The organism is Stenotrophomonas sp. YJH_SMC_82, from assembly GCF_059368875.1.
Genome location: NZ_JCAFSE010000001.1, coordinates 1,535,994 through 1,558,985, shown reverse-complemented (window position 1 = coordinate 1,558,985; position 22,992 = coordinate 1,535,994). Strand labels below are relative to the sequence as shown.

Genomic DNA, 22,992 nt, shown 5'->3' with positions numbered 1-22,992 from the left:
TTCGTGTCCGGTTGGGGGTACAATTTGGCTGTTTGAACGCGCCCGCGCAGGGCTATTCATCTTCCTGCCGGGTCCTTCTGAAGCCATACCCCACAAAGCGAATCAACACCCTCCATCGTGGACAATCAACTGAAGCAGTTTGCGCAATCTTCGCAACTCGCCGGCGGCAACGCCTCCTATGTCGAGGACCTGTACGAGCAGTACCTGGTCTCCCCGGATAGTGTCGATCCCAAATGGAAAACCTACTTCGACGGCTTCAAGGGCCGCGAAGCAGGTGACATTCCGCACTCGGCCGTCATCTCCCACATTGCGGACGCGGCCAAGGATGCGCTGAAGGCCGGTACCGGTAACGGTGCAGGCGACGAGCGCGAGCGCAATGTCGGTCGTCTGATCACCGCCTACCGTTCGCGCGGCCACCTGGACGCCCGCCTCGATCCGCTGGGCCTGGCCGCACCGGTCAACACCCCGGATCTGGGCCTGCCGTTCCACAGCCTGTCCGATGCCGACCTCAACAGCGAGTTCAGCACCGGCGGCGTCGGCGGCCAGCCGCGCATGAAGCTGCGCGACCTGCTGGCACGCCTGAAGGCGACCTACACCGGCTCGATCGGTGCGGAGTTCATGCACATCTCCGAGGTCGAGCAGCGCCAGTGGATCTACAAGAAGCTGGAAGCGGCCGGTGGCAACTACCAGCTGGACGCTGACACCCAGCGCCGCACCCTGGAGCGCCTGACTGCGGCCGAAGGCCTGGAGCGCTACCTGCACACCAAGTACGTCGGCCAGAAGCGGTTCTCGCTGGAAGGCGGCGATTCGCTGATCCCGATGATGGACACCATCATCCGCAACGCCGGCAAGGATGGCGTCAAGGATGTGGTGATCGGCATGGCCCACCGTGGCCGCCTGAACGTGCTGGTCAACACCCTGGGCAAGAACCCGCGCAAGCTGTTCGACGAGTTCGAAGGCAAGTTCGAGCACGACGAGCACGCCTCGGCCGGCGACGTGAAGTACCACATGGGCTTCTCCGCCGACGTCGCCACCGATGGCGGCCCGGTGCACCTGGCGCTGGCGTTCAACCCGTCGCACCTGGAAATCGCCGACCCGGTCGTGGCCGGTTCCGTGCGTTCGCGCCAGGAGCGCCGCAAGGACACCGCGCGCAAGCAGGTCATGCCGATCCTGATCCACGGCGACGCGGCCTTCTCCGGCCAGGGCGTGGTCATGGAACTGTTCCAGATGTCACAGGCCCGCGGCTTCGCCGTCGGCGGCACCGTGCACATCGTGGTCAACAACCAGGTCGGCTTCACCACCTCCAACCCGCTGGATACGCGTTCCACGCGCTATGCCACCGACGTGGCGAAGATGATCGCCGCGCCGGTGCTGCACGTGAACGGCGATGACCCGGAAGCAGTGGTGTTCGCCGCACAGCTGGCCTTCGAATTCCGCCAGACGTTCGCCAAGGACGTGGTCATCGACCTGATGTGCTACCGCCGCTGGGGCCACAACGAGGCCGACGAACCGGCGATCACCCAGCCGCTGATGTACCAGGTGATCCGCAAGCACCCGACCACCCGCGAGATGTACGCCGAGCAGCTGGAAAAGGCGGGCGTGATCGCCGCCGGCGCCGGCAAGGCGATGGTCGATGCCTACCGCGAGAAGCTGGACGCCGGTGAAGTGACCACCGAGCTGGCCAAGGTCGAGAAGACCCCGCCGAGCAGCCCGCTGTTCGTCGATTGGCCGAAGCTGCTGGAAGGCAAGCTGTCCGACCCGGTCTCGACCAAGGTCGAGAAGAACAAGCTGGTCGAGCTGGCCAAGCTGATCAACACCATTCCCGATGAAGTGCAGCTGCACTCGCGCGTGGCCAAGGTCTATGACGACCGCCGCAAGATGGCCGCCGGCGAGATCCCGGGCGACTGGGGCTTTGCCGAGAACCTGGCCTACGCCACCCTGCTCGACGAAGGCCATGCACTGCGCCTGGTCGGCCAGGACGTGGGCCGCGGTACGTTCACGCATCGCCACGCGATCCTGCACGACCAGAAGACCGACAACTACTACATGCCGCTGCGGCAGCTGGTGGATTCGCCGGAGAAGGCCACCGTCATCGATTCGCTGCTGAGCGAAGAAGCGGTGATGGCCTACGAGTACGGCTTCTCCACCACCGATCCGAACACGCTGTGCATCTGGGAAGGCCAGTTCGGCGACTTCGCCAACGGTGCCCAGGTGGTGATCGACCAGTTCATCGCCGCCGGTGAAGCCAAGTGGGGCCGCATTTCCGGCCTGACCCTGCTGCTGCCGCATGGCTATGAAGGGCAAGGCCCGGAACACAGCTCGGCGCGCCTGGAGCGCTTCCTGCAGCTGTGCGCGCTGGAGAACATGCTGGTGGTCGTGCCGTCGACCCCGGCCCAGGCCTTCCACATGCTGCGTCGCCAGCTGCACATGACCACCCGCAAGCCGCTGGTGGTGATGTCGCCGAAGTCGCTGCTGCGCCACAAGCTGGCCGTGTCGACCCTGGACGAGCTGGCCAACGGCGAGTTCCAGCACCTGATCGGCGACGCCAACGCAGACGCCAAGAAGGTCAAGCGCGTGGTGCTGTGCTCGGGCAAGGTCTATTACGACCTGCTGGAGGACCAGATCAAGCGTGGCCAGGACGACGTGGCGATCATCCGCGTGGAGCAGCTGTATCCGTTCCCGCGTGCGCTGCTGGCGGCCGAACTGAAGAAGTACGGCAAGGCCACCGACGTGGTGTGGACGCAGGAAGAACCGCAGAACCAGGGCGCGTGGTACCAGATCCGCCACCACCTGCAGTTCTGCCTGGCCGATGGCCAGAACCTGCACTACGCCGGTCGCGCACGTTCGGCCTCGCCGGCTGCCGGTCACATGGCTGACCACGTCCGCGAGCAGCAGCAGCTGATCGCCGACGCACTGGTCAACCCGTTCAACGACACGTTCGCTGAATAATCCTCCCCCTATTTAGAAGACAAACCAGGAAGCTCCCGCAATGGCCACCGAAGTCAAAGCCCCGGTACTGCCCGAATCCGTCGCCGACGGCACCATCGCCACCTGGCACAAGAAGGTGGGCGACGCTGTCAAGCGCGACGAAAACCTGCTTGACCTGGAAACCGACAAGGTCGTCCTGGAAGTGCCGTCGCCGGTCGACGGCGTGCTGAAGGAAATCAAGTTCGCCGAAGGCTCGACCGTGACCTCCAGCCAGGTCGTGGCGATCATCGAGGAAGGCGCCGTTGCAGCTGCTCCGGCACCGACCGCCGAGGCCGCTCCGGCCGCTGCTCCGGCCGCCGCCGCTCCGGCTCCGGCCGCTGCCGCTGCCGCTGCGCCGGCCCCGGCCGCCAAGTCGGCCGCCGATGCGCTGCCGCCGGGCGCCCGCTTCACCGCCATCACTGAAGGCGTGAACCCGGCCGATGTCGACGGCACCGGCCGTCGCGGCGCGGTCACCAAGGAAGACATCGTCAACTTCGCCCGCAACGGCGGCGCCGGCAAGGCCGGTGGCGCACGCCCGGAAGAGCGCGTGCCGATGACCCGCATCCGCAAGCGCATCGCCGAGCGCCTGATGGAGTCGAAGAACTCCACCGCGATGCTGACCACCTTCAACGAAGTCGACCTGTCCAAGGTGTCGGCGGCGCGCAAGGAACTGCAGGACGAGTTCGTCAAGGCACACGGCATCAAGCTGGGCTTCATGAGCTTCTTCGTGAAGGCCGCCGCCAACGCGCTGCAGCGCTTCCCGCTGGTCAACGCCTCGATCGACGGCGACGACATCATCTATCACGGCTACTCGGACATCTCGATCGCCGTCTCGACCGAGAAGGGCCTGGTCACGCCGGTGCTGCGCAACGTCGAGCGCATGTCGTTCGCCGACATCGAGAAGACCATCGCCGACTACGCCAAGAAGGCCCGTGACGGCAAGCTGGGCCTGGAAGAACTGCAGGGCGGCACCTTCACCGTGACCAACGGCGGCACCTTCGGTTCGCTGCTGTCGACCCCGATCATCAACCCGCCGCAGAGCGCCATTCTGGGCATGCACGCCATCAAGGAGCGTCCGATCGCCCAGAACGGCCAGGTCGTGATCGCGCCGATGATGTACCTGGCGCTGTCCTACGACCACCGCATCATCGACGGCAAGGACTCGGTGCAGTTCCTGGTGGACATCAAGAACCAGCTGGAAAACCCGGGCCGCATGCTGTTCGGCCTGTAAGACACCTCCCGCCCCTCCGCGCCTGCGCGGAGGGGTTCTGGTAATGCATCAAGGAATAATTCAATGGCTGAACAATTCGACGTCGTCGTCATCGGTGCCGGCCCGGCCGGTTACCACGCTGCCATCCGCGCGGCCCAGCTGGGCCTGAAGACCGCCTGCATCGATGCAGCGCTGGGCAAGGACGGCAAGCCGGCCCTCGGCGGCACCTGCCTGCGCGTGGGCTGCATCCCGTCCAAGGCGCTGCTGGATTCCTCGCGCCAGTTCTGGAACATGGGCCACATCTTTGGCGACCACGGCATCAGCTTCAAGGATGCCAAGATCGACGTCGAGGCGATGGTTGGCCGCAAGGACAAGATCGTCAAGCAGTTCACCGGCGGCATCGGCATGCTGTTCAAGGCCAACAAGGTCGCCGCCTACTACGGCTTCGGTGAACTGCAGCCGGGCAACGTGGTCAAGGTCACCCAGCATGACGGTTCCATCGTCGAGCTGAAGGGCACCAACGTCATCATCGCGGCCGGTTCGGATTCGATCGAACTGCCGTTCGCCAAGTTCGACGGCGAGACCATCGTCGACAACGTTGGCGGCCTGGACTTCACCGAAGTGCCGAACCGCCTGGCCGTGATCGGCGCCGGCGTGATCGGCCTGGAACTGGGCAGCGTGTGGAAGCGCCTGGGCGCTGAAGTCACCATCCTGGAAGCCATGCCGGAGTTCCTGGCGGCTGCCGATGCCGAAGTGGCCAAGGCGGCTGCCAAGGAATTCAAGAAGCAGGGCCTGGACATCAAGCTCAATGCCAAGGTCTCCAAGACCGAGATCACCGGCAAGGGCAAGAAGAAGGAAGTCATCGTCACCTACACCGACGCGGAAGGCGAAAAGACCCTGACCGTGGACAAGCTGCTGGTGGCCGTTGGCCGTCGCGCCGCCACCAAGGGCCTGCTGGCCGAAGGCACCGGCGTCAAGATCAACGAGCGCGGCCAGATCGAAGTCGATGCGCACTGCCACACCGGCGTCAACGGTGTGTGGGCAGTCGGCGACTGCGTGCGCGGCCCGATGCTGGCGCACAAGGGCTTCGAGGAAGGCATCGCGGTGGCTGAGCTGATCGCCGGCCTGCCGGGCCACGTCAACTTCGACACCATCCCGTGGGTCATCTACACCGAACCGGAACTGGCCTGGGTCGGCAAGACCGAAGCGCAGCTGAAGGCCGAAGGCATTCCGTACAAGGCCGGCAGCTTCCCGTTCGCCGCCAACGGCCGTGCCGTGGCGATGATCGAGCCGGCAGGCTTCGTGAAGATCCTGGCCCATGCCGAAACCGATCGCATCCTCGGCATGCACCTGGTCGGCGCCAACGTCTCCGAGCTGGTGCACGAAGGCGTGCTGACCATGGAGTTCAGCGGTTCGGCCGATGACCTGGCCCGCATCTGCCACGCCCACCCGTCGCTGTCGGAAGTGGTCCACGACGCGGCGATGGCGGTCAGCAAGCGCGCCATCCACAAGGCGAACTGATCGGCATCATGGTAGGTGCCGACCGTTGGTCGGCACTCACCTGCAGACGAAAAACCCCGCCCCGGCGGGGTTTTTTGTTGCCCGTTTCCCTGTAGCGCCGAGCCCACGCTCGGCTGCCCGGCAAAGGCCGCCGAGCATGGGCTCGGCGCTACACCTTTCCAGCCGGCTTCTTCGGTGGATCCTCACAGACCCTGTGCTGTACCACCGTATCGCCGGCCTTCCATTGCTTGACCACCCGGCAGCGCGCCTCGGCTTTCGGCGCAGGGACCGCCGCTGCATTGGCTTCGTCAGCCGCAGCGCTCTGCTCGCGCTCCAGCCACGCCGACGGGGGTACCGGGGGTGCGGCCAGCACCGGGCCTGGCAACAGGACCAGACCGGCCAGCAGCACCCTCCTCATGCGGGAACCGCCCGGCCGCCAAGCAACCGCGCCGGCAGCATGAACAGCGCGCGCAGGAAGGCGAACAACGCCGAGAAGGTGATGCCGACCAGGCGGAACGGCAGGCTCAGCAGCCACACGAGCGGCCAGGCGATCAGGGCGAGGATCGCCAGCGGCCAGCACAGCACGAACAGCAGGCACCACACACCGAGCGCGAACAGGGTCTTCATCACGGTCTCCTTGGGGCGGCACCCTGCCGCCTGCGGACACCTTGGCGCCCTGCCCTCGCCGCCGGCAAACGGTTTGCGACGAAACCCGGGCTGGGGGCGATGAAATCCGGTGCAGGGCCGTCGTTGTAGAGCCGAGCCCGCGCTCGGCTGCTCTTCGTTGCGATCACAGAAAACCCGCGCTGCGCGCGACAGCCGAGCGTGGGCTCGGCTCTACAGGAGCTGCACCGCGCCCGGGCGGCCATGGGTCACCTGGAATCGCGCCGCGGTACGCACTGCGGCATCCGGGCGCAGCACGCTGTCGGCGAAGCGGAGCTCGGCGTCCACGGTCTGCCGGTTCAGCTGCAGCTCCCACCAGCCGCGGCGGTCGCCGTCGAAATAGCGGATATGCGGATTCTGCGGAATCGATGGCCCGTAGTACGGCCCGTACGGCGTGTCGTCGCCGCCACTGCTGATCGCCGGGGCGATGAATTCGGTGGCCACGACCGGCGCGCTGGCCGCGTCGAAATCCAGCTTCAGGTCATTGACGAAGGTGGAATGCCAGTCGCCGCCCAGCACGATGGCATTGCCCTGCCCGCCCGCCTGCATCGCCTGCAGCAGACGCCTGCGTGCGGCGGGATAGCCATCCCAGGCGTCGTTCCAGAAGCGCTCGCGTGGCGTGCCGCCGTCCAGCCGCAGCTGCGACATCAGCAGCTGCTGCACCACCACGTTCCAGCGCGTGCCCTGCGCGGCGGCCATCGACTGCGTGAACCACGCTTCCTGCCCCGTGCCGAGCATGCTCATGCGCGGATCCAGCGCCGCTTCGCAGCGCGGTGACTCGCCCACACCGCAGGGATTGGCCGGGCGGAACTGGCGGCAGTCGAGCAGGGTCAGCTGTGCCAGATCGCCGTAACGCAGGCGCCGGTGCACGCGCAGGCCGCCATTGCCCGCAGGCGTGCTGCGCATCGGCAGGTGTTCGTAGAACGCGCGGTAGGCCGCCGCGCGGCGAACGATGAAGTCCTCGATCGACACGCCGGGCTTCTCCGGATGGATGCCCGAGTAGTCGTTCTGCACCTCGTGATCGTCCCAGATCACCGCGAAGGCGTGTGCGGCATGGGCCGCCTGCAGATCCGGGTCGAGCTTGTACAGCGCGTACTGGTCACGGTAGCGCTCCAGGCTCACCGTCTCGCCACTGAAACGCGCCGCGTCCAGCATGGTGCCACGCACGTTCTGCAGCGGGCTGTATTCGTACATGTAGTCGCCGGCATGCAGCACGAGGTCGACATCGCTCCGTGCGATATCGCGCAGCACCGGATAGTAGCCACTGTTCCAGGCCTGGCAGGTGCACAGGGCCAGCCGCAGCTGCTGCAGCTGCGTGTCCGGTAGCGACGCGGTGCGGAAGTGGCCGACCGCGCTTTCCTCATCGCCATCGCAGGCGAAGCGGTAGTAGTAGTCGCGGCCCGGGCGCAGGCCATTGACCTCCACGTGCACCGAATGGGCCAGCTCCGGCACCGCGGCAGCGACGCCCCGCTGTACCAGCCGGCGCATGCCGGCGTCTTCGGCCACGAACCAGCGCACCGGCACCGCCCGCGACGGCATGCCGCCGCCGTTGAGCGGGTCCGGCGCCAGCCGCGTCCACAACACGGCCCCCTGTGGATCCGGATCACCGGCGGCGACACCAAGGGTGAACGGATCACGCCCCAGCCGCGGCCGTGGGCCGGCCGTGGCCAGCCCCGGCATCGCCGCCAGCGCGATCGCCGCCCCCGTGCCCTGCCACGCCATGCGCAGCAGGCGACGACGGCGTTCCGGATCCACAGGCCCGCGCATCAGAAGCGCACGGTGGCGGTGGCCATCACCTGGCGCGGCGCGCCGACCTGCATGGTCGCCAGGCTGCGGGTCGGGTCGGCGGCGTAGGTGCCGTTGGTGTTGATCGAAGACAGGTAGCGCTTGTCCGTCAGGTTGGTCAGGTTAAGCGCCATGGTCAGGTTCTGCGCCGGGCCCAGCGCGCCGAAGTCATAGGCCACGGAGGCATTGACCAGCCAGTAGCTCGGCACCGACGCGTCGTTGGTATAGGTCACGTAGCGCTTGCCGACGTGGTTGGCCGACAGGCGCATGTCCCAAGGGCCCGGGGTCCAGGCCAGGGTGCTGGCGAACATCCATTCGGGGGTGTCGACGGTCTTCTTGCCGCGGGTCGGCACCACGCCATTGTTCACGTAGTCGTTGTCGTAGGTGCTGTCATTCCAGGACAGCGCGTTGGACCAGGCCAGGTCCTGCATCGGCTTCAGCTGCAGTGTCGCCTCGGCGCCGCGGCTGGTCACCGAACCGACGTTGGAGAACAGCGCCGGGCAGCCGAGGATGCCCACGCACTGGGCGATCGCCAGCAGGCGGTTGTCGAACTTGACGTCGTACACCGCAACCGAGGCTTCATAGCCCTTCCCGTAGCCGCGCCAGCCCAGTTCCAGGGTGCGTGACTGTTCCGGCTTCAAGTCCTGCGCGCTGGCATCGAACGCCGCCTGCGGCACGTTGAACGGGCTGCCCACGCCCAACGCGTAGGCGGCGATGTTCCTGGCGAACGAACCGAAGATCTCGTTGCCTTCGTTGAGCTTGAAGTTGAAACCCGCCTGAGGCAGCAGGCCCTTCTTCGAAGTCAGGCTGCTGTTGTTGGCATAGCTGCCCAGTGGCGTGCGCACGCGGGTGCGGGTGTGCGGCGACTTCGCACCGATGTCGATGGTCAGCCGGTCATCGAACAGGCGGAAGCGGTCCTGCATGTAGAACTGGCGGGTAATGGTGGTGTAGCGCTGGTGCCACACGCGCTGGTCCGGGTTGCGCAGGAAGAAGTCATCGGTGACCGGGCCGTCGATGTAGTAGAAGTTGCGCTGCACGCTGTGGCCGTTGTCCTCGTACCAGAGGCCGGCTTCCAGGTCGTGGCCGCCGACGTTCCAGGTGAACGCCGAGGTCACGCCGGTACGGTCGATCGCGTACTCGGTGGTGCGGATCGAGATCGGAATCTCGCGACCGGTGCCCGGGTTGGATGGATTGGACGGGCTGAACCAGTGGCCCTGGCCACGGTTGCTGTGGTTGTAGACGTTGACCTTCAGCCGCATCGACTCGTTCAGGCCGAAATCGCCGGCGATGCTGGACAGGTCATCGTTGCGCAGGCCGTGGCCGGAGTAGTACGCATCCCAGGGGCTGTTGACGCCGCCCGTGAACCTGCCGCGCGCGGCGGCGACGGCACGATCCCAGTCCGGCGCGTAGTTGTCCCAGTCCCAGCCAAGGCGATCGATCATCTCCAGCGACAGGTCCTGGTAGTCCGCCTCGACGCGGCGCGAGGCGTTGAACAGCGCGGTGATCCTGCTGTCCGTTCCGAAATTGTAGGTGGCCTTGCCGTTGAACTGTTTCAGCTCCTGCGAGCCCTTGCCCTTCCACTTGTCGCCTTCGGAGTACACGCCGGACAGATAGGCCGCAAAGCCCTGGTGCTCACCCGTCTCCAGGCGCGCATAGCTGCGCCGCGCGCTGTCGCTGCCGAAGCCCTGCGCCAGCACCACGCCGTACTCGGTGGACGGATCGATCGAATAGAACTGGAACACGCCACCGAGGTTGCTGGTGGACGGCGTACCCAGCGCGCCGATGCCGGTGGACACTTCGGCTCCGCCCAGGTTCTCGCTGATCACGGCACGGCTGATGTGCAGGCCGTTGCTGTTGCCATAGGCCATGTTGCCCAGCGGGATGCCATCGAGCGTGTAGCCCAGGCGGCTCTGGTTGAAGCCACGCAGGCTGATGGTGGTGGACCATTCGTAGGCGCCGGTGGCATCGGCCGACTCGAAGTGAACGCCCGGCTTGCTGGCCAGCAGCTTCAGTGGGTTCGCACCGGGCGGCAGGATCTTCATGTCCTCGGCGGTCACGCGCTGCACCTGGCGGGCTTCGCCACGGCCGATCACCGAGATCGAATCGAGGTTGGTCGCCGACGGTGCGTCGGGGGCGGTTTCAGCGGCAGCGAGCGACGGCAGCGAAGCACAGACCAGCAGGGCCAGCAGATTGCGGCGAAGCGGAGCGTGGGACGACATGGAGGCGGATTCCTTGGGCACGCTGGACGCCGAAGGGCGGCGTCGAAGAGCAGCAGCGGCGGAATCGTAGAAGCGGCGCGTTACATGTCATTTACACGCCACATGCGGAATCCTTGCGTTCCGAATGGTTTTACCGTCCGGAAGGCGATTGCCGGCCAGCGGCCGGCATGGCCGTTATTCGAACGAGCCGACCGAATCGTGGGCCAGGTTGTCGAAGCGGGTGTACTCGCCGAAGAACTTCAGCTTGCACGAGCCGGTCGGGCCACCACGGTGCTTGCCGATGATGATCTCGGCCAGGCCCTTGTCCGGCGAGTTTTCCTTGTTGTAGTAGTCGTCGCGGTAGATGAACACGATCATGTCCGCGTCCTGCTCGATTGCGCCCGACTCGCGAAGGTCGGCCATCACCGGGCGCTTGTCGGTACGCGTTTCCAGCGAGCGGTTGAGCTGTGACAGCGCGATCACCGGCACATTCAATTCCTTGGCCAGGCCCTTCAACGAACGCGAGATCTCCGAGATTTCGGTCGCGCGGTTTTCGCTGTTGCCGGGCACGCTCATCAGCTGCAGGTAGTCGATCACGATCAGGCCGAGGTCATGCTCGCGCTTGAGGCGGCGGCACTTGGAGCGCAGCACTTCCGGCGACACGCCCGGCGTATCGTCGATGAAGATCTTGGTTTCCTTCAGCATCTTGATCGCGCTGGTGACGCGGCTCCAGTCCTCGTCTTCCAGCTGGCCGGTACGCAGGCGCTGCGCGTTGATGCGGCCATTGGAGGAAATCAGGCGCATCGCCAGCTGCGATGCCGACATTTCCATCGAGAACACCGCCACGCCCTTCTTTGACTTGATCGCCGCGTACTCGGCGATGTTCAGCGCGAAGGTGGTCTTGCCCATGGCCGGGCGCGCCGCGAGGATGATCAGATCGGTCGGCTGCAGGCCGGCGGTCATCGCATCGAAATCGGTGTACCCGGTCGGCAGGCCGGTGATGTTGCCGCCGTTCTCGAAGCGGTTGCGCAGCTCCTCGAATGCATCCTTCAGCGCACCGGGCATGGCCACGAAATCGGTGCGACCACGTGCGCCCTGTTCGGCAATGGCGAACACGCTCTTTTCCGCCGAGGCCAGCAGCTCGCTGCTGTCGCGGCCTTCGGGCTGGAAACCGTCGTTGACGATGTCGGTGCCCACCTGGATCAGCTGGCGCAACACTGCCTTGTCACGCACGATCTCGGCGTAGGCCACGATGTTGGCAGCCGACGGCGTGGTACTGGCCAGTTCGATCAGGTAGGCGCCGTCGCCCACCAGTTCCATCTTGCCCTGCGACTCGAACCACTCGCCCAGGGTCACCGCATCGAACGGACGCTCGCGCTCGGAGAGCTCGCGGATCGCCCGATAGATCATCTGGTGGTCGCGACGGTAGAAGTCGCCTTCGGTCAGCTGGTCATTGACCCGGTCATACGCTTCGGGCGCCAGCATCAGCCCCCCCAGCACCGCCTGCTCGGCTTCCACCGAATGCGGCGGTACCCGCAACTGGTCGATGCGCGACTCGTCGCGATCGCGATCGAAGCCATCACCGCGCTCTCTGCGGTTGGAACGGAAGCCGGGACGAGCGGACATGCTGCGGTGTTTCCTGCAAAAGTGGGCCAGACGAGTGTAGGCATGCGCCGACCCCGGCGACCATGGACAAGCCTGTGGATAAGCCGTGGAGAAACGGGGGATATCCGCCGGCGCCTGGCCAGACTGGCGTGGGGGCGTCGCACTGCCTGCGACAGGCGCCATTGCGGCACCCGAGCGGAGCATTATCGCAGATCAGGCGCCACGGGTCGGAGCCCGTCGCTGCGCGTCAGGATCCGACCCCGGGGCGTGGTTGGGGTCGGATCCCTCTGCGACGCAGGGAACTCCGACCCCGCAGGCGTCAATCGCCCTTGACGTGCACCGCGATCAGCGCCAGGAACCGGTCCACGTAGCCCTGCAGGAACTTCTGCGTGCCCTCGTTGTGGATCGTGCCGTCGGCATCGATCAGGCCCTCCTTGAAGTGGATGAACGCCTCGGGCTGCCCAAGCACATGCATGTCCAGGAAGGCCAGGGTGTTGCGCAGGTGCTGCTGGGCCACGGCGGTACCGATCTGCCCGATGGAGGCGCCGATCACCGCCGCCGGCTTGCCGGCAAACGCACTGTCACCGTAGGGACGCGAGCCGATATCGATGGCGTTCTTGAGCACGCCCGGCACCGACCGGTTGTATTCGGGGGTGACGAACAGCACCGCGTCGGCGGCGCGCACCTGGTCCTTCAGCCGGGTACCCTGCGCCGGGTACTGCGCGTCGAAGTCCTGGTCATACAACGGCAGGTCGCCGATCTGCACGTACTGGAAGCGTGCGCGATCACCGGCGATCTTCTCCAGCGCATGGGCCAGCTTGCGGTTGCACGAGTCCTTGCGCAGGCTGCCGACGAACACGGCGATGGTGGGGACGGACATCGGGACATACTCCTCATGGTGCGGGAGGCCCAGCCTAGTCGCCGGGCCCGTGCAGGCCGGTGAAGATCAGCCGCCCACAATGCCTGCGCGCACCTGCCGCCAATGCGCCTGCCAGGCCTGGAACATCAGCACGTTCCACAGATGGGTATGCCACTTGCGCTGCCCTCCCAGGAACTGCTGCCACAGCGGCTGCACCGCCGCCGCCGACAGCACGCCCTCACGCTCCAGCCGCGCCGGCTGCAGCAGGTCCTCGGCCCAGGGCCGCAGGTCGCCTTTCAGCCAGTCACTGACCGGCGCGCCGAAACCGCGCTTGGGACGGTGCACCATCGAATGCGGCACGTAACGGCCCAGCACGCGCTTGAGCAGCACCTTGCTGGTGGTCTCGCTGCGCTTGAAGCCCAACGGCAGCGACCAGGCGAACTCGGCCACCCGCCAGTCCAGCAGCGGTGCGCGCGCCTCCAGGCTGACCGCCATCGAGGTGCGGTCGACCTTGCACAACAGATCGTCCGGCAGGTAGGTCACGAAATCGGCCAGCATCATCGCGTCGGCCGGCGTACCCGCGCCGTGCAGCGGATCGGCCAGGTCGTAGAAGCTGCCGGCGGCCCGCGCGCCGGTCACCGCCGCGGCCGGGTCGCGCCAGCGCGAGATGCGGTTGCGGTAGACGTCGCCGATGCCACGCGCACCGGTCTCGGCCAGCAGCGCGGCCAGGCCGCCGGTGCGCGAGGCTTCGCCCTGCTGCTGCGCACGCGCGCCCATCCAGCGCCGCAGCGGCCCCGGCACGCGGCCGAGCATCTGCCAGTTGCGCAGCGCGCGTACATACCGGGTATAGCCGAAGAACAGCTCATCGCCACCGTCACCAGACAGCGCCACGGTCACGCCCTGCCGCGCCAGCCGGGCGACCAGCGCGGTCGGCACCTGCGACGCGTCGGCAAAAGGCTCATCGAACATCGCCGGCAACTGCGGCACCACCGCCAGCGCGTCGGCGCCGCTGACGTACAACTCGGTATGGTCACAGCCCAGGTGGGCCGCCAGCTCCCGGGCCAGCGGCGCCTCGTCATGTCCCGAATCGGTGAAGCCGATGCTGAAGCTGTGCACCGGCTGCCCGCTCTGGGCCTGCATCAGCGACGCCACCAGTGAGGAATCGGTGCCACCAGACAGGAATACGCCGACCGGCACGTCGGCCACCATGCGTAGCGCCACCGCGTCGCGCAGCAGCGTGTCCAGCTGTTCCTCGGCGTCCTCGATGCGGCCCTGGAAGGGTGCGGCCAGCGCCGCCTGCATGCGCGCGCGCGCATCCCAGTACGGCCGCTGTGCCTGTTCCGGACGATGCGCGGATGCGCCGGCAGCGACGGCCGCCGCGTCCAGGCGCAACACCCGGCCCGGCATCAGCTTGTAGCAGCGCTGGTGGATGCTGTGCGGCGCCGGGATGTAATCCAGCCGCAGCAGCAAGGTGAGCGCATCGCGGTCGATGTCGTTGTCGAACGCCGGGTGCTGCCAGAGCGCCTTCAGTTCCGAACCGAACACCAGCGTGTCGCCGGCCCAGCCGTAGTACAGCGGCTTCTTGCCGACGCGATCGCGGGCCAGCCACAGGCAACGCTCCTGGCGGTCCCACAGCGCGATGGCGAACATGCCGTTGCAGCGCTGCAGGGTGTCTTCCACGCCCCATTGCAGGATCGCCGCCAGCAGTACTTCGGTGTCGGAATGGCCGCGGAAGGCATGCCCCAGCGGCTCCAGTTCCTCGCGCAGGGCGGCGAAGTTGTAGACCTCGCCGTTGTAGGCCATCACGTAGCGGCCGTCGGCCGAGGCCATCGGCTGGTGGCCCAGCGGGGACAGGTCGAGGATGCTCAGGCGGCGATGCGCCAGCGCGATGCCCGCCTCGGCATCGACCCAGCTGCCGCCATCATCGGGCCCGCGGTGGTGCAGCGCCAGGCCCATGGCCAGGGCCTGCGCCTGCAGCGCCTCGGCCGACGCCACCGGCGCCGGCAACAACATTCCCGCCAATCCACACATGCATCAGGGTTCCTGCGCCAGGTCGAGGGCGGCGCCAATCACCGCATTGTCGCTTGGAAGCCCGAACATTGCTGCCCCCGCCAGTGGCGTGTAGGTGTCGGCACCGCAGACCCGGCGCAACGGCAGATGGCCGAACCCGGCCTCGACCAGCGCGGTGACCACGCCCTCGCCCACCCCGCCGCTGTGGCGGCCTTCATCCAGCACCAGCACCCGCCGTGCGCTGGCGGCCTGGGCAGCGATGAAACCGGCGTCCAGCGGTACCAGCCAGCGCAGGTCGACCACCCGCACCTGCCAGCCCAGCTGCTGCTCGATCGCCCGCGATGCGCGCAATGCCATCGGCACGCCGTTGCCATAGGTATAGATCACCAGATCGCCGGCCTCCGGCGCATAGACCCGGCCCTCCCCCGGCACCAGCGACTGGCCCTGTGCGGGGAAGTCGAACAGCCACTGGCCATCGCCGGCTTCGTGCAGGTCCTTGCTCATGTACAACGCGATCGGCTCCAGGAACACCGCCACGCGCCCATCCACCCGCGCCAGTGCGGCCAGCGTGCGCAGCATCATCACCGCATCGTCGCCACGCGACGGGCAGCCCACCACCAGCCCCGGGATGTCGCGCAACGCGGTGATCGAGTTGTCGTTGTGGAAGTGGCCACCGAAGCCCTTCTGGTACCCCAGCCCGGCCACCCGCACCAGCATCGGGTTGCGGTACTGGTCGTTGGAGAAGAACTGCAGCGAACACGCTTCGCCGCGCACCTGGTCGATGGCGTTGTGCAGATAGGCCAGGTACTGGATCTCCGGAATCGGCAGCATGCCCAGGTTGGCCAGGCCCTGAGCCATGCCCAGGATCATGGTCTCGTCCAGCAGGGTGTTGAACACCCGGCGTGGGCCGAAGCGGCGCAGCAGATCCTTGGTGACGGTGTAGACACCGCCCTTCTGTGCGACGTCCTCACCGAACAGCAGGCTCTGCGGATACTTCGCCAGCAGTTCCTGCAGGGCATGGTTGATCTGGATCGCGAGGTGGCGTGGCGCCTGCCGTTCGGGCAACGCCTCCGCACCGCCATACAGCGCTTCACGCGTTCCGGCGGGCACCTCGCGCCGTGCTTCGGCCTGCACCGCAGCCGGCGTATAGGGCGCAAGCGGCTCCATCACTTCCCGCAGCGACTGCAGCTTCGGCCGTCCTTCGGCATCGGCGGCGGCGGCCATGCAGCGCGCGCGCATCGTCTCGTAGGCCACCTCGATGGCGGCCGCATCCATCCAGCCCGATTCCATCGCGATCTGTGCCGAGCGCAGCAGCGGATCCTGCGCCTCGGCCGCGCACAGCTCCGGCAACGCGCGCCATTCCACCTCGAAGTCGGTGCCGGCGTGCCCCATCAGGCGCGTGGTGCGCAGATGCAGGAAGGTCGGCCGCCGCGTACGCCGGCAGTGCTCCACCGCCGCCTGCACCTGCGCATGGCCGGTGGCCAGGTCGAGGCCATCGGCGTAGAAATAGTCCAGCCCGGGCTGACCGCTGAAGCGTTCGGCGATCCAGCCTTCAGGCGTTTTCACCGAGATGCCCAGGCCATTGTCCTCGCAGACGAACAGGACCGGTGCCGGCAGCTTCTGGTAGGCCGACCACATCGCGGTGTTGAACGCGGTCTGCGCGGTGGCATGGTTGGCCGAGGCGTCGCCGAACGAGCACAGTACGATGCTGTCGGCCGGAATGGGCAGTTCGTGGCCCAGCCGCTTGCCGCTTTCGAGGGCCAGCGCGGTGCCCAGCGCTTTCGGAAGATGCGAGGCGATGGTCGAGGTCTGCGGCAGCACCCACAACGGTTTGCTGCCCCACACCTTGTGCCGCCCACCGCTGGCCGGGTCATCGGCGCTGGCAGCAAAGGACAGCGCGGCATCGCGCAGCGGGTCGATCCCCGGCACCTGGCGTGAGCGCTCGGCCATGAAGGCACCGGAGCGATAGTGCAGGAATGCTGGATCCGTATGCCGGCAGGCCCGCGCCAGCAGCGCATTGCCTTCGTGGCCGGATGAACCGATGGTGTAGAAAACCTTGTTCTGCACGCGCAGCACGCGCGCCATCAGGTCCAGCTGGCGGCTGGCCAGTTGCGAATCGAACAGCTCGCCAAACGCGGCGGCGGTAAGCGTGCTGCCCGGCAGGATCGGCGCATCCGGCGCCGGGCGCGGGCGCGGGGTACCGCGCCAGCCACGCACCGCGTCGAGGAAATTGGCGTCGCACACGTCGGCGCGGTTGAGCACGCGCATGCGTGCGGGAATCGGATCTGGAACCACAGCGAACATCGAACACCCTCCGTGTCGTTGTTGCATTCCGCCCGGGGTTGGCCAGGCGCTACCCTGTGGGGATCACCTTGGTGAGAGTCATGCGGCCTCGAAGCGGGCGCGCACCTCGGCGGTCACCGCCGGCATCGGCAGGAAGCGCGGCTGCCCGCGCACGCGCTGCAACCAGGCGCGAACTTCCGGGAACGGCTGCAGGCTGATTCCACCCTCGCCTGCGACGTCGGTGTAGGCGAACAGCGCGATGTCGGCGATGCCGTACCCACTGCCGGTGAACCATTGCGCATCACGCAGGTGCTGCTCCATCACCGCCAGTGCAGTGGCGGCGCGCTCGTGCAGGCGTGGCAGTTCGGCGCGGCGCGGCGACCCAGGCGGGGTCCAGCCGCGGATGAAGCGCGCGACCGCTACGCGCGGCTCGTGCGTGTACTGCTCGAAGAACATCCAGCTCAGTGCCTGCGCGCGCTCCCAGCCATCGGTGGGCAGGTAGGGCGTGCCTTCGGCCAGCCAGAAAAGGATCGCATTGGACTCGGTAAGCACGCGGCCATCGTCGCGGACGATCAACGGCACCTTGGCATTGGGATTGAGCGCGAGGAACTCGGGGGTGTGGGTCTGGCCGTGGGCACTGTCCACTTCCACCCAGCGGTAGCGGCTGCCGAGCTGCTCCAGCAGCAGGCGGACCTTGTGGCAATTGCCTGACACCGACATGCCGTGCACCGTCAACGGGACGCGCTCTTCCACCATTGCCTGCTCCCTCGGATCCGGCCGGCGGCCGGCTGCGTGCAGTCTGGCAAGCACGCCAGTGAATGCCAAGCGCGGGTGCAGCATGACTACACGGTAGTGCCGGCCGCTGGCCGGCATCCTCGATGCAGCTGGATCCAAGCGATTGCCGGCCAGCGGCCGGCACTACCAAGCCACGCTCAGCGCGCGCGTTGCCGCCACTGTTCGCGCGACTGGCCCCAGATCTGCATGGGCTTGTCGTTGTATGGCGCTGGCAACTCCCCCATGCGCAGCAGGGTGCTTCCCAGCTTGCGTGCCACGGCCCGCGAGTTGTCGTTGTTCTCGGCGATCGTGTGGATCACCTCAGCCCAGCCCAGCGTATCGAACGCCCAGTCGATCGCCGCGACCGCCGCCTCCGGCGCATAGCCCCGGCCCCAGCTGGCATGACGGATGCCCCAACCAACCTCGGTACCCGGCCAGTCCTGCGGCTGCCACGGTCCCATCCGCCCGATCCAGTCGCCGCTGGATTTCTCGATCACGCTGAACATCGAGAAGCCGAACAGCTGCCAGGCGCCGGCCAGGCTGCAGAAACCGCGCCAGGCTACCGAGGGTGGCTGCACGCCGCCCAGGGTACGCATCGTGGCCTCGTCGGCGCAGAACGCCAGGTACGGCTCGTAGTCCTCGCGAAGCAGCGGGCGCAGGATCAGCCGCTCGGTTTCGATGCGCAGGTCGAAGATGCTCATGCCGGCTCCATGTCGAAGGGGGCACCCATGATGGAGGATGGCTTCGCTGCGCGGATGAATATCGCCGGTCGCAATGAAACGGGCCGGCATGAGCCGGCCCGTCAGGTACTGCATGCTGCGCCGGGATTACTGGCGCGTGGCTGCGGCAGTGGCACCGGCGGCAGCGGTCTGCGTGACCAGCTGGCCATCGACCACCGGCAGGCGATCGCTGGCCGGCTTGTTGTCCATGCGCACGGTCTTCTCCGCGCCGTCATAGCGGTAGGTCACGTTGTAACCCTTCACCACGTCGTTGGTACCCATGGCAATGCGGTTGCCCGGCTTGCTGGCCATGCGCATGGTGCCGGTGGTGCCGTCCTCATTGCGGTAGGTCACGTTGTAGCCGGTGACGCGGCTCGACTCGGAGGTGGCGGTCTCGGTGTGGCACTGGCGCTCGGTGCGGTTGACCACGCGGCCACCCACATGGCGCTTGTCGATCTGGTTGCCGATGAAGCCGCCGGCCACGGCACCGGCGGCGGTCGCGGCCTTCTTGCCGTTGCCGCCACCGACCTGGTTGCCGAGCAGGCCACCGACCACAGCGCCGACCACGGTGCCGCCGACGTTGCCATCACGTTCCGGCAGGCGTTCCTGCACCGTCACGTCCTGGCAGACCTCGTGCGGGGTCTGGGTGGTGGAGGTCTCGCGCACTGGATCGGTGCCGATCACGGTGGCGTAGGCCTTCTGCTTCTCGGTGATCGGGTCAACCTTCAGCACATCGGCATATTCAAGCCCGCGCGGCGCGGACGGGTCCAGCTTGTCACCACGTGCGCCGTCGTCAGAAGCGTTACCTTCAACGAGGCGCGATTCACCATTGGGGGTTCCGGCGCTGATGGAATCGGGCGACTTGTCACCACTCTTCATGAAGGCGGCGGTGGCGATGCCACCGACCAGCAGCGCGCCCGCTGCGACCAGGACAGTTGTAGTTGTGCTTTTCATGACCTGCTCCTTGCGGACCATCCGCAACGTTCTCGGGGCAGATTGCAGCATGCGCTGCCTGAACGGAATCTCCACATTTCCTGCTCATTCCGATAACCCATTCAGCATCGGGAAATGCTGGGCCCGTGGTAGCGTTTGCATATTCCCCACGAGGCTTCCCGCCATGGCCAACCCGATGCTGCTGCCGGTACTGCAATGGGCCCGCCGGCTGCGCTACCCCACCCTGTTCAAGCTCACCGCCGGCCTGTTCGTGCTGACCTTGTTCATCCCGGACCCGATCCCGTTCGTCGATGAGCTGGTGCTGGGCTTCGGCACGCTGCTGCTGGCCAACTGGAAGAGCCGCAACGCCGCAACACCTCCGCCGCTGGAACAGCGTTGAGCATCCTGGTTGACAGCCACTGCCATCTGGATGCCAGCGGGTTCGACCGTGACCGCGCTGCGGTGATCGAGCGTGCGCAGGCCGCGGGGGTGCGCCAGCAGGTGGTACCGGCGGTGACCGCGGCCAGCTGGCCGAAGCTGCGTGAGGTCTGCCAGCAGGCGCCGGGGCTGTACCCGGCCTACGGCCTGCATCCGATGTTCCTGGCCGATCACCAGCCCGGGCACCTGCCACTGCTGCGCGAGTGGATCGAGCGCGAACGCCCCTGTGCGATCGGCGAATGCGGCCTGGACTTCTTTGTCGAAGGGCTGGACGCCGACGCCCAGCAGGCGTATTTCATCGGCCAGCTGGAACTGGCCCGCGAATTCGAGTTGCCGGTGATCGTGCACGCGCGACGCGCGGTGGATGCGGTGATCGCCGCCATCCGCCGCGTCGGCGGCCTGCGCGGCGTGGTGCACAGCTTTTCCGGCAGCCCGGAACAGGCCGCGCAACTGCACAGGCAGGGCTTCCTGCTCGGCCTCGGTGGCCCACTGACCTACGATCGCGCGCAACGGCTGCAGCGGCTGGTGCGCGAGATGCCGCTGGAACAGCTGCTGCTGGAAACCGACGCGCCCGACCAGCCCGACGCCGGCATCCGCGGCCAGCGCAACGAGCCAGCGCGGCTGGCGACCATTGCCCGGCACGTGGCCGCATTGCGCGGGATGGAGCTGGAAGCCGTGGCCCAGGCCACGACGGAGAATGCGCGGCGATTGTTCGCGCTGCCGGCAATGTAACGGGTAGGTGCCGGCCGCTGGCCGGCACGATCCATCACACCGCGCTGGCCTCTACCGCATCCACCTTCACCTTCTTCGGCTCCAGCAGCATCTCCAGCGCCTTGCCAACCGCCGCGAAGGCGAACGCGCCGGTGATGTGGGTTGCCGCGCCCAGGCCGGCACCACAGTCCAGCTTCAACGCCGCATCGGCGCCCAGGTTCGGACGGATGCCGCAGACGCTGCCATCGGCCTGCGGGTACTTCACATTCTCCAGCGAATACACCGCCGGTACGCCGAAATAGCGCTTGGCGTTCTTCGGGAAGTTGAATTCGCTGCGCAGCTTCTTGCGGATCAGCGCCAGCATGGCGTCGTGCTCGGTGCGAGAGACATCGCGGATGCGCACCAGGGTCGGATCGGTACGGCCACCGGCGGCACCGACGGTCAGCAACGGCAGCTTGCGGCGGCGGCACCATGCGATCGTCTCGACCTTGACCCGGAAGCTGTCGCAGGCATCGATCACCAGATCGAACCCCCGGTCCAGCAGCTCGGCCATGTTGGACACGGTCAGGAATGCCTGCACCGCGTCGACCCCGATGTCCGGATTGATCGCACGGCAACGCTCGGCCATCGCCTCGGCCTTGTTGCGGCCGTAGTTGCCTTCCATCGCCGGCAGCTGCCGGTTGGTGTTGGACACGCAGATATCGTCGGCATCGATCAGGGTCAGGTGGCCGACGGCCGAACGGGCCAGCGCCTCCACCACCCACGAGCCGACGCCGCCCATGCCGACCACCGCCACGCGGCTGCCCTGCAGGCGCTCGAGTGCACCCACGCCGTACAGCCGTTCGATGCCGGCGAAGCGTTGTTTGACCTGTTCGTTCATCGGGCTATTTTAACGTGCAGGTGCTGGCGCCCGCAGTACGCCGGCGTCGAACCCACCGTTGCACGCCCGGAGTGCCCGCATGAATGCCAGCCCGCCCCGCCGCCTGTCCAGCGCCCATCGCTACCTGTTCGTGCTCTGCCTGGGCCTGCTGATCGGCCTGATCGCCACGGTAATGGTCGGCCGCGCCCTGCAGGCGCGTCGCGATCCGTTCCCGGGCAGCCTGATGCAGGTGATGCAGCGGCAGTCACAGCTGCTGCAGCAGGCCCAGCTGCAGAACCGCTGCAGCCTGGCTGACAGCGTGCCGCGGCTGCAGGTGCTGCGCCTGCTGTCCAATGACCTGGACCAGGCGTTTCCCGGGCTGAAGGACAGTGCGCAGTTCCAGCAGCACGCCAGCCAGCTGCGCGGCAACCTCAACACGGCGCTGGCCTCACCCCCCGGCGACTGCAGGGCCCTCGCCCAGCTGGTGGAAACACTGCAGGCGGACTGCCGCGCCTGCCACCAGGATTTCCGCTGAGCCGCATTCATCCTGCAGCCGGGCAGCACGCACACGGTTGGCGCGTTGTTCACGTTCGAAAGGAGAGGATTCGTCCACCCTGCTGCACGACGCAGTACCACCCAACCCACCCGCCTTCACGGCCAGGAGACGCCCCATGAAGATCCAGCTCATCGCCGCCAGCGCCATCGCTACCCTCGCGCTGGCTGGCTGTGCCACCTCGCCCGGTTACAGCGGCGGTGGTTACAACAACGGCTACAACAACGGCGGCTACGGCAACAATGGCGGCTACAACCAGGGCCGTTGCGCTGACTGTGGCATCGTCACCCGCATCAACACCGTGCCCTCGGGCCGCACCGCGCCCAGCGCGACCGGCGCGATCCTCGGCGGCATCGTCGGCGCCGTGGCCGGCCATGAAATCTCCGACCACACCGGTGGCAGCCGTGGCAACAAGAACATCGCCGCCGCCGCAGGCGCGGTCGGTGGTGCCCTGGCCGGCAACCAGATCCAGAAGAACGTCACCAGCGATACCTATGACATCAGCGTGCGCATGGATGATGGCCGCACCATCGTGGTCAACCAGCGCGATCTCGGCGGCATCCGCGAGAACACCTACGTGCGCGTCGTCAATGGCAAGGTCATCCTGCGCTGACCTGCACCGGGCCAACGGCAAAGAAAAAGGCCCGCTTGCGCGGGCCTTTTTCATGCCGACGGGCGGCGGGTATTACACCGGCTGCACCTTGTCAGCCTGCAGGCCCTTCTGGCCCTGCACGACTTCGAAGCTCACAGTCTGGCCTTCCTTGAGGCTCTTGAAGCCCTGGGTCTCGATGGCGCGGAAGTGCACGAACACGTCCTCGCCATTCTGCCGGCTGATGAAGCCGAAGCCCTTCGCATCATTGAACCACTTTACGGTACCGGTCTCGCGCTCAGCCATCTCACTAACTCCCTTTGACTCTCTCTTGTT

At 66.9% G+C, this 22,992-nt stretch carries 20 protein-coding genes; 7 read left to right on the top strand and 13 right to left on the bottom strand.

What is annotated here, in order from left to right; all coding sequences use genetic code 11:
- The first annotated feature begins 117 nt into the window (after nt 1–117).
- From AC5P53_RS06995 to lpdA, 3 genes are all read left to right on the top strand, one after another.
- Complete coding sequence (locus AC5P53_RS06995; RefSeq protein WP_014647701.1) at nt 118–2,949, top strand: 2-oxoglutarate dehydrogenase E1 component; 2,832 nt, start codon at nt 118–120, stop codon at nt 2,947–2,949.
- A 40-nt stretch (nt 2,950–2,989) separates the two neighbouring features.
- Nucleotides 2,990–4,198 carry a dihydrolipoyllysine-residue succinyltransferase gene (gene sucB / locus AC5P53_RS06990; RefSeq protein ID WP_049442446.1) on the top strand — a complete coding sequence of 403 codons (1,209 nt, stop codon included), beginning with the start codon at nt 2,990–2,992 and terminating at the stop codon, nt 4,196–4,198.
- A 63-nt stretch (nt 4,199–4,261) separates the two neighbouring features.
- Complete coding sequence (gene lpdA, locus AC5P53_RS06985) at nt 4,262–5,698, top strand: dihydrolipoyl dehydrogenase (protein WP_014647703.1); 1,437 nt, start codon at nt 4,262–4,264, stop codon at nt 5,696–5,698.
- A gap of 148 nt (nt 5,699–5,846) precedes the next feature.
- On the opposite strand, the gene AC5P53_RS06980 is transcribed toward lpdA, so the two are convergent.
- The 11 genes from AC5P53_RS06980 to AC5P53_RS06930 all read right to left on the bottom strand — a co-directional run bounded on the left by AC5P53_RS06980 (nt 5,847) and on the right by AC5P53_RS06930 (nt 19,527).
- Nucleotides 5,847–6,095: a hypothetical protein gene (locus tag AC5P53_RS06980; RefSeq protein WP_053495588.1), complete on the bottom strand. Its 249-nt coding sequence runs from the start codon at nt 6,093–6,095 to the stop codon at nt 5,847–5,849.
- Nucleotides 6,092–6,304 (bottom strand): hypothetical protein, encoded by a 213-nt coding sequence (locus AC5P53_RS06975; RefSeq protein WP_032958903.1) that lies wholly within the window; start codon nt 6,302–6,304, stop codon nt 6,092–6,094. Before AC5P53_RS06975 ends, AC5P53_RS06980 begins: the two co-directional genes overlap by 4 nt.
- A 210-nt stretch (nt 6,305–6,514) precedes the next feature.
- Entirely contained in the window at nt 6,515–8,107 is a 1,593-nt protein-coding gene (locus AC5P53_RS06970) for an alkaline phosphatase D family protein (RefSeq protein ID WP_241887536.1), read from the bottom strand.
- Nucleotides 8,107–10,344, bottom strand: a complete 2,238-nt coding sequence (locus AC5P53_RS06965) for a TonB-dependent receptor domain-containing protein (RefSeq protein ID WP_241887535.1) — start codon at nt 10,342–10,344, stop codon at nt 8,107–8,109. Before AC5P53_RS06965 ends, AC5P53_RS06970 begins: the two co-directional genes overlap by 1 nt.
- A gap of 174 nt (nt 10,345–10,518) precedes the next feature.
- Nucleotides 10,519–11,949 carry a replicative DNA helicase gene (locus AC5P53_RS06960; RefSeq protein ID WP_014647708.1) on the bottom strand — a complete coding sequence of 477 codons (1,431 nt, stop codon included), beginning with the start codon at nt 11,947–11,949 and terminating at the stop codon, nt 10,519–10,521.
- A 298-nt stretch (nt 11,950–12,247) separates the two neighbouring features.
- Complete coding sequence (locus AC5P53_RS06955) at nt 12,248–12,808, bottom strand: NADPH-dependent FMN reductase (RefSeq protein ID WP_014647710.1); 561 nt, start codon at nt 12,806–12,808, stop codon at nt 12,248–12,250.
- Nucleotides 12,809–12,874: 66 nt separating this feature from the next.
- The gene (gene asnB / locus AC5P53_RS06950; protein WP_049442440.1) at nt 12,875–14,818 is read right to left on the bottom strand and encodes an asparagine synthase (glutamine-hydrolyzing); all 1,944 of its coding nucleotides are present in this window, start codon (nt 14,816–14,818) and stop codon (nt 12,875–12,877) included.
- A gap of 3 nt (nt 14,819–14,821) precedes the next feature.
- A complete protein-coding gene (locus AC5P53_RS06945) occupies nt 14,822–17,101 on the bottom strand; it encodes a thiamine pyrophosphate-dependent enzyme (protein ID WP_046431612.1) in 2,280 nt (759 codons plus the stop codon).
- 78 nt (nt 17,102–17,179) lie between these two features.
- Nucleotides 17,180–17,836 carry a glutathione S-transferase family protein gene (locus tag AC5P53_RS06940; RefSeq protein WP_495227195.1) on the bottom strand — a complete coding sequence of 219 codons (657 nt, stop codon included), beginning with the start codon at nt 17,834–17,836 and terminating at the stop codon, nt 17,180–17,182.
- A 176-nt stretch (nt 17,837–18,012) separates the two neighbouring features.
- A complete protein-coding gene (locus AC5P53_RS06935) occupies nt 18,013–18,555 on the bottom strand; it encodes a GNAT family N-acetyltransferase (protein ID WP_032958898.1) in 543 nt (180 codons plus the stop codon).
- Nucleotides 18,556–18,681: 126 nt separating this feature from the next.
- Complete coding sequence (locus AC5P53_RS06930) at nt 18,682–19,527, bottom strand: glycine zipper 2TM domain-containing protein (RefSeq protein ID WP_046431690.1); 846 nt, start codon at nt 19,525–19,527, stop codon at nt 18,682–18,684.
- Between the two features lie 163 nt (nt 19,528–19,690).
- Here AC5P53_RS06930 and AC5P53_RS06925 point away from each other — a divergent pair, with 163 nt between their 5' ends.
- Together AC5P53_RS06925 and AC5P53_RS06920 are read left to right on the top strand one after the other, a co-directional pair.
- Nucleotides 19,691–19,906, top strand: coding sequence for a DUF6116 family protein (locus AC5P53_RS06925; protein ID WP_014647716.1), 216 nt, complete (start codon nt 19,691–19,693; stop codon nt 19,904–19,906).
- On the top strand, nt 19,903–20,676 hold the full coding sequence (locus tag AC5P53_RS06920; RefSeq protein ID WP_046431615.1) for a TatD family hydrolase: 774 nt from the start codon (nt 19,903–19,905) through the stop codon (nt 20,674–20,676). Before AC5P53_RS06925 ends, AC5P53_RS06920 begins: the two co-directional genes overlap by 4 nt.
- Nucleotides 20,677–20,710: 34 nt before the next feature.
- Here AC5P53_RS06920 and AC5P53_RS06915 read toward each other — a convergent pair whose 3' ends face one another.
- Nucleotides 20,711–21,535 carry a tRNA threonylcarbamoyladenosine dehydratase gene (locus tag AC5P53_RS06915; RefSeq protein ID WP_049442438.1) on the bottom strand — a complete coding sequence of 275 codons (825 nt, stop codon included), beginning with the start codon at nt 21,533–21,535 and terminating at the stop codon, nt 20,711–20,713.
- 79 nt (nt 21,536–21,614) lie between these two features.
- Here AC5P53_RS06915 and AC5P53_RS06910 point away from each other — a divergent pair, with 79 nt between their 5' ends.
- Together AC5P53_RS06910 and AC5P53_RS06905 are read left to right on the top strand one after the other, a co-directional pair.
- Entirely contained in the window at nt 21,615–22,049 is a 435-nt protein-coding gene (locus tag AC5P53_RS06910) for a cytochrome c (protein ID WP_014647719.1), read from the top strand.
- A gap of 136 nt (nt 22,050–22,185) precedes the next feature.
- The gene (locus AC5P53_RS06905) at nt 22,186–22,680 is read left to right on the top strand and encodes a glycine zipper 2TM domain-containing protein (RefSeq protein ID WP_005417545.1); all 495 of its coding nucleotides are present in this window, start codon (nt 22,186–22,188) and stop codon (nt 22,678–22,680) included.
- A 72-nt stretch (nt 22,681–22,752) separates the two neighbouring features.
- Here the strand turns inward: AC5P53_RS06905 and AC5P53_RS06900 are convergent, their stop codons facing one another.
- Nucleotides 22,753–22,962, bottom strand: a complete 210-nt coding sequence (locus AC5P53_RS06900; RefSeq protein WP_014647720.1) for a cold-shock protein — start codon at nt 22,960–22,962, stop codon at nt 22,753–22,755.
- Nucleotides 22,963–22,992: the final 30 nt, after the last annotated feature.